This is a genomic window from Siminovitchia acidinfaciens (assembly GCF_003605385.1).
GTDB classification, from domain to species: Bacteria; Bacillota; Bacilli; order Bacillales; family Bacillaceae_C; genus Siminovitchia; species Siminovitchia acidinfaciens.
Genome location: NZ_QYTV02000012.1, coordinates 21,368 through 34,728, shown reverse-complemented (window position 1 = coordinate 34,728; position 13,361 = coordinate 21,368). Strand labels below are relative to the sequence as shown.

12 protein-coding genes are annotated in these 13,361 nt (G+C 43.5%); all 12 read left to right on the top strand.

Translation table 11 applies throughout. From position 1 onward, the window contains the following. Positions 1 to 103: 103 nt before the first annotated feature. Positions 104 to 1,486 (top strand): APC family permease, encoded by a 1,383-nt coding sequence (locus tag D4T97_RS18540; protein WP_126052260.1) that lies wholly within the window; start codon positions 104 to 106, stop codon positions 1,484 to 1,486. 134 nt (positions 1,487 to 1,620) lie between these two features. Further along, entirely contained in the window at positions 1,621 to 2,286 is a 666-nt protein-coding gene (locus tag D4T97_RS18535) for a GntR family transcriptional regulator (RefSeq protein ID WP_126052259.1), read from the top strand. Between the two features lie 17 nt (positions 2,287 to 2,303). Beyond that, on the top strand, positions 2,304 to 3,521 hold the full coding sequence (gene lhgO / locus D4T97_RS18530) for an L-2-hydroxyglutarate oxidase (protein ID WP_126052258.1): 1,218 nt from the start codon (positions 2,304 to 2,306) through the stop codon (positions 3,519 to 3,521). A 23-nt stretch (positions 3,522 to 3,544) separates the two neighbouring features. Next, positions 3,545 to 3,874 (top strand): DUF3870 domain-containing protein, encoded by a 330-nt coding sequence (locus tag D4T97_RS18525; RefSeq protein ID WP_120073161.1) that lies wholly within the window; start codon positions 3,545 to 3,547, stop codon positions 3,872 to 3,874. 949 nt (positions 3,875 to 4,823) lie between these two features. Further along, a complete protein-coding gene (gene cpaB / locus D4T97_RS18520) occupies positions 4,824 to 5,600 on the top strand; it encodes a Flp pilus assembly protein CpaB (RefSeq protein ID WP_126052257.1) in 777 nt (258 codons plus the stop codon). Between the two features lie 90 nt (positions 5,601 to 5,690). Continuing rightward, a complete protein-coding gene (locus D4T97_RS18515; protein WP_126052256.1) occupies positions 5,691 to 6,830 on the top strand; it encodes an AAA family ATPase in 1,140 nt (379 codons plus the stop codon). 69 nt (positions 6,831 to 6,899) lie between these two features. Then, positions 6,900 to 8,279 (top strand): CpaF family protein, encoded by a 1,380-nt coding sequence (locus D4T97_RS18510; protein ID WP_408021628.1) that lies wholly within the window; start codon positions 6,900 to 6,902, stop codon positions 8,277 to 8,279. Beyond that, the gene (locus tag D4T97_RS18505) at positions 8,251 to 9,180 is read left to right on the top strand and encodes a type II secretion system F family protein (RefSeq protein WP_235872309.1); all 930 of its coding nucleotides are present in this window, start codon (positions 8,251 to 8,253) and stop codon (positions 9,178 to 9,180) included. The genes D4T97_RS18510 and D4T97_RS18505 overlap by 29 nt, the downstream gene beginning before the upstream one ends. 3 nt (positions 9,181 to 9,183) lie before the next feature. Beyond that, positions 9,184 to 10,122, top strand: a complete 939-nt coding sequence (locus D4T97_RS18500; protein WP_126052255.1) for a type II secretion system F family protein — start codon at positions 9,184 to 9,186, stop codon at positions 10,120 to 10,122. A 27-nt stretch (positions 10,123 to 10,149) separates the two neighbouring features. Further along, complete coding sequence (locus D4T97_RS18495) at positions 10,150 to 10,350, top strand: hypothetical protein (RefSeq protein WP_126052254.1); 201 nt, start codon at positions 10,150 to 10,152, stop codon at positions 10,348 to 10,350. Positions 10,351 to 10,377: 27 nt separating this feature from the next. Further along, the gene (locus tag D4T97_RS18490; RefSeq protein ID WP_126052253.1) at positions 10,378 to 11,781 is read left to right on the top strand and encodes a VWA domain-containing protein; all 1,404 of its coding nucleotides are present in this window, start codon (positions 10,378 to 10,380) and stop codon (positions 11,779 to 11,781) included. A gap of 120 nt (positions 11,782 to 11,901) precedes the next feature. Continuing rightward, positions 11,902 to 13,299 (top strand): pentapeptide repeat-containing protein, encoded by a 1,398-nt coding sequence (locus D4T97_RS18485; RefSeq protein WP_126052252.1) that lies wholly within the window; start codon positions 11,902 to 11,904, stop codon positions 13,297 to 13,299. Positions 13,300 to 13,361: the final 62 nt, after the last annotated feature.

Sequence of the window (13,361 nt, the reverse complement as noted above, 5' to 3'; positions counted from 1 at the left end):
TGAATAGCCTCAAACTCAATAATGAGAAGTGTGAAAGCGCCCGCATGAAAGTGCGACAGCAGCTGGACTTTAAAAGGAAAGTACATTTTAAAGGAGTACAAGTATGCAAAAGGATAGAAATGTCGAAAAGGTATTATCACGTTGGGACGTCCTGTTTTTAGCCTTTGGCGCCATGATTGGATGGGGCTGGGTCGTACTGTCCGGAGAGTGGATTATAGGAGCCGGTACGATCGGAGCGATGATTGCATTTGTCGCTGGAGGAATATTAGTTATATATGTTGGATTGACTTATGCTGAATTGGCATCTTCCATGCCTACAACTGGTGGAGCACTTATATATGTTTTAAGAGGTGTCGGTCCAAAATCTGCTTTTGTTGCTGCATGGATGCTCGCCCTTGGTTATATTTCAGTTGTAGCTTTTGAAGCCGTAGCTCTTCCTACAGTTATTGAATATATCTTCCCTAATTATAAAGTAGGTTATATGTATACAATCAATGATTATGAAGTATACGCTTCATGGGTATTGGTTGGTGTTGGGGCCTCTATTTTTGTAACAATTATTAACTATTTAGGCGTAAAATCTGCAGCCTTCTTGCAAATGGTTTTAACTATTATCATTGCTCTTATCGGTTTACTGCTTATTTTTGGTGGGATTTTCAATGGAGAAACAGCTAATGCTGATCCATTGTTTGTCGGTGGTATTGGAGGTATCATGGTTGTCGCAATTATGACACCTTTCATGTTCGTTGGATTTGACGTTATTCCGCAAACTGCAGAAGAAATGAATGTTCCAGCTAAAGCTATTGGAAGAATTTTGATTTTATCTGTTATTTTGGCTGTTATTTGGTATGTTGCTGTCATACTGGCAGTTGCTTTGGGACTGGATAAGGAATCTATGGTTGCTTCAACACTTCCGACTGCCGATGCCATGGCTGCTGTTTTTGGAAGTGACATTTGGGGAATTGTCCTGATTCTTGGAGGTATTGCCGGGATCTTGACGAGCTGGAATGCTTTCATCATTGGAGGAAGCCGGATTTTGTTCGCTATGGCCGATAAAAAGATGATTCCTGCTTGGTTCGGTAAATTAGATTCTAAGCACGGTACACCTACAAACTCTGTTCTGTTTATTGGTGGATTGGCAACAGTAGCCCCGTTACTTGGACGTCCTATGCTTGTATGGCTTGTAGACGCTGGTGGACTTGCCATCGTTATCGCTTATCTTTTAGCGGCTGTGGCTTTTGTACAGTTGCGTAAACATGAGCCTGACATGGAACGACCATTCCGAGCTGGAAAATCAAGTATTGTTGGATGGCTTGCGATTATCTTTAGTATTTTCTTCGTAATTCTTTATCTGCCTGGAATGCCTGCATCACTAGTTTGGCCTTACGAATGGTTTATCTTTGCAGGCTGGGTGGTTCTTGGCCTTCTGCTAATGTTCGCCATGAGGAAAAACTTCCCTAAAGAGAAAATGAAGTTTGACAAATAATAATAGCTAATTTTAAGTGAATTGAATCCAATCTAACAAAGATTGGATTCAATTTTTTTGTTTTGTTCACTTGAAAGCTATTTTTATGTATGATAAACTCTAAATTGTATCCAAAATGAATTGGGGTGGATATTTTGCCAGAGAAAATGGCTCAGCATAAGTCGACAGTTGTTAAAAATGTCGCTAAGCGTCTGAGAGAAGTCATTTTGGACGGTACTTTGAAAAAGGGTGACCGGTTGATTCAAGAAGAGTGGGCAGAGAAGCTGGATGTCAGCAGAATGCCGATTCGCGAAGCACTTACACAACTGCAAATGGAAGGGCTCGTTGAAATCGTCCCCCACAAGGGCGCAGTTGTTACACCCATTACGAAGGAGAATATAGAGGAGATTTACTATATTCGGTCCATGCTTGAAGGCCTGGCGGTAGAAAAGTCGCTCCCTTTTTTAACAGAAGGGGATAAACAGTATTTGCACGATATTTTAGTGCAAATGGAAACACTTGATTTGACGGATGAGACCAATGGTGAATATATCCGTTTGAATGCAGCGTTTCACCAGACTCTAATGGGCGGCTGTCCATGGCCAAGGCTGCGTAAAATGGTTGAAACTCTCGGAATTTCCCCCATAGCGCCCAATCTGTTGATTGATTATTATCAGGAGACACAGCGGGAACACAGGCTCATCTATGAGGCTGCATTAAGAGGAGACCCGGCTGAACTGCGGGCTGCAGTGGAGTATCATATTTTGCGTACAAAAAATAATTTAATAGATTGTATGGAAAGCATAAAAAAACACGCTTAAAATGGAGGCATAAAATTATGTATGATTTCGCAATTGTAGGCGGCGGTATTGTAGGTCTTTCAACAGGTATGGCCATTTACGACAGATTCCCGAATGCAAAAGTCGTCGTCATTGAAAAGGAAGGTTCTGTAGCTGAACACCAAACCGGACATAATAGTGGTGTTATCCATTCTGGAATCTACTACAAACCTGGTAGTTTCAAAGCACGCTTTGCAAGACAAGGAAGCCAAACTATGAGAGAGTTCGCTGAAAAGTATGACATCGCTCATGATATTTGCGGTAAAGTTATTGTTGCGACAAAGCAGGAAGAGCTTCCTCTCTTAGATAATCTTTATGAAAGAGGTCTGCAAAACGAACTCGCCATTACAAAAATTGACAAAGATGAATTGAAAGAAATTGAGCCGCATGTTGCTGGTCTTGCAGCGATTCGTGTTCCAATGGCTGGGATTATCAACTATAAGCAAGTGAGTGAAAAAATCGCAGAGATCATCCAAGAGCACGGCGGTGATATTCTTTTAAACACAAAAGTTGAGAAAATCAATGAAGGTTCCGACACAGTTGTCATCGAAACATCCAACGGAACAGTCAAAGCCAACATGGTCATCAACTGTGCTGGACTCCACAGTGACCGCGTAGCTGCAGCTGCAGGCTATAAAACAGATATGAAAATTCTGCCGTTCCGAGGAGAATATTATAAATTAGTACCTGAAAAACGTCACTTGGTCAAACACTTGATTTATCCAGTTCCTAATCCGAAATTCCCGTTCCTTGGCGTTCACTTTACGCGTATGATAAGCGGAGAAGTTGATGCAGGTCCAAACGCTGTGTTAGCATTTAAACGTGAAGGTTACAAAAAGCTTGACTTCAGTGCGAAAGATTTAGCAGAAAGCCTTGCATTCCCAGGCTTATGGAAAATGGCTGGCAAGTTCGCAAAAGAAGGGCTAGATGAATATATTCGTTCATTCAGCAAAGCTCAATTTACGAAAAGCCTTCAAGCGCTGATCCCTGAAATTCAGGAGGACGACTTAATTCCGGCTCCTGCAGGTGTTCGTGCCCAAGCGCTCAAAGATGACGGATCTATGGTTGATGACTTCAATATCATCATGGGTGACAGATCCATTCACGTATGTAACGCACCATCACCAGCTGCCACTGCATCCATTGAAATAGGAAAAGAAGTGGTTAGACGAATTCCTGAACAAGCACATCTGAAAGAAGCAGCTGTAACATTATAATTTTGGAAAGAGGAGATTGATCCATGGAGTTCAACGCCAAGACAATGTTTATAGCCGGTCATGCACGCCTGCCGCAAGGAATGGCCGCGAAGAGCGTGTATGAAACCTTGACGATTACAGCTGAAGTAGATGTGAAATACGGAGTAATTCTTAAAGCCTCTGCCACACTTGCAACGGAGCACGGCAGTGATTTCATAGGTCGCCTATTAAGGGGTACAAGCTTGAAGGACGGCATCGATGAACAGATTGAAGCCATTCAAACGTACTACCGCGGTAAAGCGACCAACGCACTCATTGCTGCAATGAAGGACCTTGATCTCCACTACAAACAAATCAAGGCGGCTGAAAAATAATATTTGATTGGTAAAATAGAACGGCTAGGAACCCTTCGGTGTTAACAACACCGAAGGGTTTTTTGTCGTTAACTATGATAAATTCAATAGCGTTGAAAGCTTGTTAATCAGAATATGCTACTACGTACAGCTCCGACGGACAGGAAGCCCTAGTGCGGCCAGTGCGATAGGACGGGGGCGCATTGAGGCGCCAAGTTGCCGTGTTGTCTGGCTGCGACGAACAGGATGACGCAATTTGAGCTTGCCGAGTGCCTTCTGCTTGAAGTCATAAGCCAATCTTCTGAAGGCAATCAACACCTTCGCCAGTATTCATCTTGCTTGTCGCCGATAAGCAGATACTCTCGAACTTCCTTTTCATTTTCATTGGATTCACTCTTGGCTAGCTCCGATGCCTAGCCCCTCGAGGTTATAAGCCTCCTAGAAAGTCGACTCGAATGTGCTCCTATGCCAATGCTTTTTCGAGGAAATCTTGTTCAGTTCGTCGCAAATCTCCACGAACCATACTCGGAGAAGTTTTACGTGATGTGGTTGATATCAGTAGTGTCCTCCTCGGGAATCGTCAAATTTGCAGCGATGAGCAAGACGTTTCCGCATATCGGCTCAATCTCTACGTCGATAAACAGCCGGTTGAACACTTTGTCTTACGTCTAACCTCCTACTTTGGCAGTTTTCCGAAATGAAAAGAGTAAAAATAAACCCTTATTACCACAATTGTTTCAGAGGTTATACAATTTCCTGAAACTGTAAAAAGTATGTAAATTTTGTAATGGGATTGAATTTGAAAAAATGACTATCGACTTATATATTTGTTTTTCGACAGGTATTTTTGCTTACAATGCCTAATTACTAACGATTTAGGCCTCGTTGACCATCTATTTGAAAGATGGTATTAACAATATAATGCTTGTTAAGCCTTACATATATTGCCAGGAAGAAGCGAGGTAAAAAGATGCTTGAATCGAAAAGAAAAGCCATCATATTTTTTTCTATAGCATTACTGCTTGCATTGACAGCCGGTATGCTCATCTTAAAGAAAGTCCAAGCTTTGAATACCAATTTGGGTACAATGGTCCAGGTGGCGGTTGCTAGTCAGGAGGTACCTTCAAGGAAAGTCATTTTGCCAGAAGATGTGGCTATGGAAGAGATTCCGCAAAAATACGTTAAATCTTATCATGTGACAGACGTGGAAGATTTAAAAAATAAAGTTTCCATCGTTCCTTTATCCAAAGGAGATGTCATCACTCAGAATATGTTGAAGCAGGCATCATCGGTAGTGGAGGAAAATAACCGTTTGATTTCGCTCATGCGGTCAGACAGAATCACTTATGATGAACAACTGGAAGCATTAGACCGCGTTGATATCATTGTGTCGCATCGCTTTGATTCAAAGGAAGAAACGGACTACTTCATGAGGGATGTAAAAGTTGCGCAGGCCTTAAAAAAAGGAAAGGACTTTAAGGGAGTCCTGCTGGAAGTCCCGGCCGAGAAAGCTCCGGAATTGATCCATATGCAAAATTATGCAGACAGTGTGCGCGTTGTTAAGGCAAATGTCGGGCAGTGGGAAGAGCCGGAAGAACAGAAAGGGCAGGAAATGTCTAAACAAGAACGAGCTCCCGAAGCACCTGCCAAGGAAGTGAAAGAAAAGCAAGCGGCAAAGGATGCAGAAAAAGCTAAAAAAGCAAAAGAGGAAGAAAAAAAGGCGGAAAGCAAAGAAGAAAAGAAATAGAGCCTATCCATTGATGGCAGAAGTGCGACACATCAGTAGACAGCTGCCATGGACAGATGACCGGTTTTATAGTTGGAGGTAGCCAAGAAAATGAGCAAAGAGTTATTTATTATCGGAGATGAGGATTCTTTTTATCAAATGATAAAAGAGAGACTGGAAGATTCATATGAAATCAGTTTAGTAGATCCTAACCAGATGCAATCCAAATTCCAAGAAACAGATATCGGGATGGCAGTCGTCATGAGAAATGAATCAGTCTCCGCACTTGATATTATAGCTTTTTTATTGGGACAGAATCCTAACATGGGTATTTTGTATATTCACGATAGCCAAGATTTTCACTTGCTGCGTGATGTTTCCCGCATGGGGGCATTTGACTATTTGGTTCTCCCGGATGAAGTACAGATGCTGCAGGACCGAATAGCGGAAATGCAATCGCGGGAAGCGAGCGTGTCAGAAAGTGCCGCCGCGAGCGGATTCAGAAGAGGTACAGGCCAGGTTTTCGCTTTTTACAGCGGAAAAGGTGGATCGGGTAAAACTTTTCTAAGTACGGCTTTTGCCCAAACGCTTAAACTCGAATCCACAGCCCAAGTGATTCATATAGATTTGAACTTCCAATTCGGCGGTGCGGAAACGTTCCTTGGAATGGACAGCGAAAGATCCATGATTGATTTAAAGCCGGTAATTAAAGAAATTAACGAAAATCATATAAGGAATATCGCGGAAACCCAACCATCATCCAAGCTGGAGCTGCTGATCAGTCCGCGTGATGCAGAACTGGCTGAAAGTGTTGACGGTGAATTTGTTACCCGTCTGCTCCGTGCCTGTCGCAGAAGCTACGATTTCATCATCGTTGACCTGCCGGCAGCTATCGATGAAACAACCTATGCGGCACTTGCAGAAGCTGATCGTATTTATTACACGATCACACTGGATACACCCTCCATCCGTGTTTTAAAAAGTGTAGAAGACCTTTTTCGAAGACTTGGGATTGTAACGGAAGATAGGCTGGAATTTGTGATCAACGAAAAAGGAAGAGAGAATGAGTTGACCAAAAAGGATCTGGAGAGATTCGTTCAGTATCCAGTCGCCGCCGAAGTCAGAAGAGATCTCAAAGGAGTTCAGACTGCGATTAACAAAGGTCTGCCGATTCGGACCCAGCCGAAAGAGAAGAAGATGATTCCTGCAGCAAAGGATATCCATAAATGGGTTCATTCCATGCTTAAATAATTACAATATTTTTATTTTTAATATTTTTATCAAAAAAATGACGTTAGACATGAACAGGAGGTGCCGCCATTGTCGCTCTTTCGAAAAAAATTTGACCCGATCAATATTGAAGAGCCTGTTGAGGATCACCTTCATATTCCAAAAGCCAATCCGATTATTGACGAATTAGTTGAACATTATAAAATGCGCCTGCTGGCGGAAACGAACTTAGAGCATTTGATCAGCCTGAACGAGGGTGAAAGACGCTTGACCATCGAACGGTTGATCAACCAGTTCATGGCCGAAGAAAAAGTGATCATCCCAAGGCACGATAAAGAACTTTTATTGTCGCGCATTATTGATGAAAGTGTAGGGTTCGGGCCCTTGGAGTCGCTGTTGAACGACGAGGATATTACCGAGATTCTTGTTAATGGGCCGAATGAGGTTTTTATAGAGAAAAAGGGACGGCTTGAAAGGGCGAATATCACATTTAAGGATGAAGCTCATATCCGCCATATCATTGACAGGGTCATTGCCCCCCTTGGCCGGCGCCTGGACGAAAGCTCTCCGATGGTCGATGCCCGCCTGCCCGATGGCAGCCGTGTAAATGCGGTCATTCCACCTATCAGCTTGAACGGCACTCTCATATCTATCAGGAAGTTCCGAAAAACACCATTTGAAATGGAAGACCTGATATCATTTCAATCTATGAATGAAGATATGTCCCGATTCGTTGAAGCTCTTGTGGAAGTAAAAACGAATGTACTCATTTCCGGAGGTACAGGCAGCGGGAAAACAACACTACTGAATGCAGTGGCAAAATCTATTCCCGCCTATGAGCGTGTCATAACAATAGAGGATTCGGCAGAACTTCGTCTGAACCGGGCAAGTGTAGTCGGAATGGAAGCACGCCCGGCAAACGTTGAAGGTAAAGGGGAAGTTTCCATAAGACAATTGGTCCGAAACGCCCTAAGGATGAGGCCCGATCGGATCATTGTTGGTGAGGTACGGGGAGCCGAAGCTTTCGATATGCTGCAGGCAATGAATACAGGACATGAAGGTTCATTGACGACAGTGCATGCAAATACACCAGCGGATGCCATTCGTCGGGTGGAGGGCATGGTAATCATGGCAGGGATGGATTTGCCGACACATATCGTAAGGGAATATATCGTCGGAGCGTTAGATTATATCATCCAGGCGGAAAGATTAACCGACGGTTCAAGGAAGATTGTGAATATCGCGGAAGTCTATGTTGATGAGAAAAATCAAATCAAAGTGCAGGATATTTTCCGTTTCAAAAAGACCGGGATTGGCTCAAATGGAAAAGTGGATGGATTTTTTACAGCAACCGGAGTTATTCCGAAATGCCTGGAACAAATGAAAATTCAAGGCATTCATCTCGATACGTTGATGTTTGAAGCTAAAGGAGGGTCTGCAAGTGAATTTGAGCATTCCAATATTATATAGCTTGTCTGTATTGCTCCTTCTTTTGGCTGGTTATTATTACCTCGGCTACCGCTCCCAAAAGAAGGAGTGGGAGAAAAAGGTGCGCCACTGGTTTCCTGAAGAGCAGAGAAAGAGCTTTATCAGTGTATGGGGGGACCGCTATGACCAATCCAAAAATGCAGAGACGCTTCGCGCAAAGCTATTAAATGCCAACCTGAAGATACTTCCTTCGGAATATCTGGGGATTCACATTCTAGGTTTTCTTGTTTTTATAGTGTTATTTGTAAATATTTTCAAAATGCCCCCAGTCATTAGTACATTAATAGCTATCGGACTGTTGATCGCTTCGCATTACTCCTTGTTTTATCTTAGAAAAAACAAGTATGAGGAAAGGTTCAATGAACAGCTTGGCGAGGTGTGCAGAATGCTTGGGAATGCTGCTCGTTCGGGTATGACAATCAGCCAGGGGGTCGACCTGGTGGCAAGGGAGATTCCCGAACCCGCAGGGACGGAGTTCAAGCGGATATCCCATGAGTTGAAGCTTGGTGTGTCAATGGAAAGTGCATTGAAGTCCACTCAAAAGAAGAACAAATCAAGGGACTTTCAACTATTCATTGCCACTTTGCTGATTCAAAAGAAAACAGGAGGCAATTTGGCGCTGACACTGGAAACGATGGCTAACACATTGGAGGAAAGAAAAGTACTTAATCAGGTAATCAAAACAATGACATCTGAGCAAAAGTATATTTCCTACATTGTTCCAATTTTACCGGTTTTCCTTTTGCTCGTGATGAACAACATTATCGAGGGGTTTATCGACCCATTATGGACTGCTCCGGGTCTGGTCATTTTGACCTTGTTCCTGCTGGGAATCGCACTTTCTTTTTTCCTGATCCGCAAAATAACAAATATTAGGGTGTAGCACATGGATGCAATGATTATTTTATGCGTGATCCTCTTCTGGTTCACAATTGTATTGATGCTTAGCCATCAAGCAGCTTATATGAAACAGAAGAGATTACTGCTTGACCATGTTTCGGAAGTCACTTATACAGATGCATTCGGCAAGAAAAAAATAAAAAAAAGCAAGCGGGCATCCATTATACAAAAAACATTGAAATATGCGGATGAATTTTCTGATCTGGGGGAAAGGATCAATTTCTTCAGTGAAAACGAAGATGTTGCCGTTTGGCTGAAAAAATCCGGAAATGTTTTTCAATTATCAGTTGCCCAATTTCAGGGCTTAAAAATATTCCTTATGGTAGCCGGTTTTTTTGCTAGTGTGCTAGGTTTCATCATTGGTTTGCCATTTTCGCAATATGGACTTATTTTTCTGCCCCTGGCCGGTTATTTTACGCCGATTATCATTGTGCGGGCTCAAGCCAAACAAAGGCAGGAAAATCTCAGGCTGGATTTGCCGGATTTTCTGGATACAATCAGCACAAGTCTTCAGGCAGGTGTAAGTCTAAATCAGGCGCTTAAGGAGGTGATCCGCTTTTTCGACGGGCCATTAAGAGAGGAATTTTCACGTTTTCTTTATGAAATCGATCTTGGCGTCCCTCGTGAAACTGCTTATCGAAATTTATTGGACAGAAATGATAATCGGGAATTTCAGAGTCTTATTAAAGGATTGATCCAAGGTGAAAGGCTGGGTGTTCCGATAGCGACCACATTTAAGATTCAAGCCGATGCGCTCCGTCAAATTCGGGAGGAGCAAATCAAAGAACTTGCCGCAAAAGCGTCTCCGAAAGTCACGCTGGTTACCACATTTGTTGTGGCACCGGTCTCTATTTTGATGATAGCAGGGCTGATGGTCTTGAATTTGATTTTCGGTGAAAACAGCATTTTTAACATATTAAATTGATGATAGGGAGAGATACAATTGAAAAAGATGAATGAATTATACGTGAAAAGCATGAACAAAATGAATGGCCTTGTTAAAAACGAAAGAGGTTCACAGACACTGGAGTGGATTGGTATCGCTGCGGTTGTTGTTATTGCAGTCGGCTTGATATCAACGGCATTTTCCGGCGGGAACTTCGGTGAAAGTGTCTTAAAGAAATTTACTGACTGGATCGAAAAGATTGGGTAATCACACAGCCAAAGGGAGGTAAAGCATTTGAGAAAATATTTAGCCATCCTGTTCCTTACCTTCCTTGTTCTTGCCGGCTGCAATGCGAAACAAGATGCCGGTCCAGATAAGACAGCGAAGGAAACACCTCCAACGGAGAAAGTGAAAAGCCCTGATTCCGATAGCCAACAAGGGCAAAACGAAGACCAGCTGCAACATGAAGGGCAGACGGAAGATATTTTCTCTGATATGGAGGAAATCCCTCAAACATCTGCCGATCTAATCAACCAACCGACGGGGAAATTCGGCGGACGGGATCTGGACACGGATGAGGAAAAACAGAAAATCACCGAAGAAATTAAAGAGTTGCCGCCATTGCCTGAAAATGCGACAGAGGAAGATTTCGACAAGTATTTTCGCTACGTATATTCAAAGGTGTCGGGAGATTTTCCCAATCCGGAGGATCTGATCAGCAAATGGGAGTTTGCCATGTCGGGAAACCCTGACCTTCCTGATCAAAAGTATCAATTCAAAGAAAACTATAATATAGAAGTCATGCTCGATTCGAGCGGTAGCATGGCAAATGTCATTGGCGGTAAAACAATGATGGATCTTGCTAAAGGGGCCATCACTGATTTCCTTTCAAATGTTCCGGAAGATGCCAACGTCTCATTGCGCGTTTACGGGCATAAAGGAACCGGGTCGCAGGAGGACAAGGAAATGTCCTGCTCAAGTATTGAGCAGTTGTATGGGTATGAGAAATATGACGAAGCAAAATTTAAAGAAGCTTTGAAAACTCTTAAACCAAGTGGCTGGACGCCGATTGCGGGTGCTGTGGAACAGGCCAAAGAAGCGATGGAAAAATTTGATCCGGAAACGACGACAAATTTGATTTATATCGTCAGCGATGGAATCGAAACATGCGGAGGCGATCCGGTAAAAGTCGCCAAGTCTTTAAAGGATTCCGGCATTTCCCCCATTATTAATATTATTGGATTTAACGTGGATTCAAACGCCCAAAAGCAATTAAAAGAGATGGCGAGAATCTCAGATGGCACTTATACAACTGTAAATAATGGCAAGGAACTGCAGGCGGAATTTAAAAGGGCGGACGAAGTGCTGGAAAGATGGACACAGTGGAAAAAAGATATGATCAGCGATGCAGATCATCAGCGTGTAGAGCAAAGCTTCGATATCATGGATTTTTACAGCAATTGGGGAGACACGGCAAGACAGCAATTTGCCAATCTCAATGCTTTTTTCTCTGTTATGAAGGATGAAGGAATCATTGATATCCATCAGAAAGATGAGTTGAGAAACAGAGCCAAGGAAGTTGATGCGCTCGCTCATCAGGCGAAAAATGAAGTAAGGGAAGAACTCGACCAGCTGAATTTAGAAAGAGCTGAGGAAATTAAGAAACAGATTAAAGAAAAATATGAAACTAATACTTAAAAGCAATAGCGCAAGCGCCTGTTCATCGACGTACGGACTGAGCCGAAATGTGGAAGGCGGCAGTTTAGGGGCTACAAGCGTTGGAAGAAAAAACGGGAGTGATAAAGTGAGGAATCAAGTATGCGAAACCCGAAAATGGTAAATAGGATCGCGGCCCTGTTCGCGCTGTTTATCATCCTGTTTCAAACTTTTGCTTTTCCTGTGGCGGCAGCCCAGCCGTGGTCGGGCAAGTCTTGGAAAGGTGAGTCCTGGGAAGGAGACTCTTGGAAGGGAGATTCCTGGGAGGGTGATACTTGGGAAGGTGATACATGGACCAGCGATCCTTGGGAAGGAAAGACGTGGAACGGCAGTTCCTGGGAAGGTGATTCCTGGAACCAAAATCCCGGCCAGGGTGGAAACGGCTGGAATGGTTCTGACTTTAAGGGCAGGCACTTCAATGGATCGAATTTTAATGGTTCAGATTTTAATGGAACGGACTTCAAAGGTTCAGATTTCAATGGATCGGATTTCAACGGCTCGGATTTCAACGGCTCGGATTTCAACGGCTCGGATTTTAACGGGTCTGACTTCAACGGAAACCCGTGGAATAATCCTGGTTATAATGGCAATTCATGGAATGCGCCAGGATATAACGGAAATCCATGGAATGCCCCCGGCTATAATGGCAATCCGTGGAATAATCCCAATTATAACGGAAATCCATGGAACACCCCTGGGTACTATGGTAATCAATGGAATATTCCAGGCTATAATGGACTTGGACCCGGCGGTGGTGGAGGAGCCGGTGATTCTTCCGGAAGCGATAACAGTAGTACCGGCCCTTCCCTCATGGATGTGACCGAATTTATTTTGGACGACTATATTGGCGGGAAAATAAATATGATAGACGCCTACAATGGTGGAAGTACTAGTTTTGGTCCGACCGGCAGTTATCTGACAGGGTTGATGCTGAACGGCGTCAAGATGGGCTTGGGAGAAAGGACCCCATGGTATGTAAATGCTGCATCTGATGCCACTGATATATATGATAAGGGAAAAGGCGTCTATGATGCGGGTAAAACAATCCGGGATATCCGGAGGTTGGAGAGTCTAGGCGAGACAGTAACGAGAGGGGCATCTACTGCTTCAGCGGTAGGAACAATTTCGAAGCTTTCCGCAGTTGGAGCTGGAATCAGCGCCGGATTTTCTGCCTATGATACTGTGGTAAATACGATGAACGCGGTCGATGTATGGAAAAGTGACGCAAGTAAATCCGATAAGGTTGCGGCTACTGCCGATGCCACTGGAAGTTTAGGTGAAACCCTGTTTAATGTCGGGGCTGTGGCCTCGGCAATTCCGGGTGGACAAGCAGTCGGCGCCGGCTTAATGATTGCCGGGGGAGTTGTTTGGGGAGCTTCAAAAATAACCAAATTCTTTGCAGACGGTACAGCCTCGAAGGTTTGGAATAAGACAAAAGACGTTGCGAGCAATGTATGGAACAAGACATCAGGATTTTTTAAAGGCCTGTTTGGTAAGTAAAACTTGTAAGCAATAGCCTGGCATTCTGTTTAGCACCTTCGCAGGTGTCAGGCGCTTACATG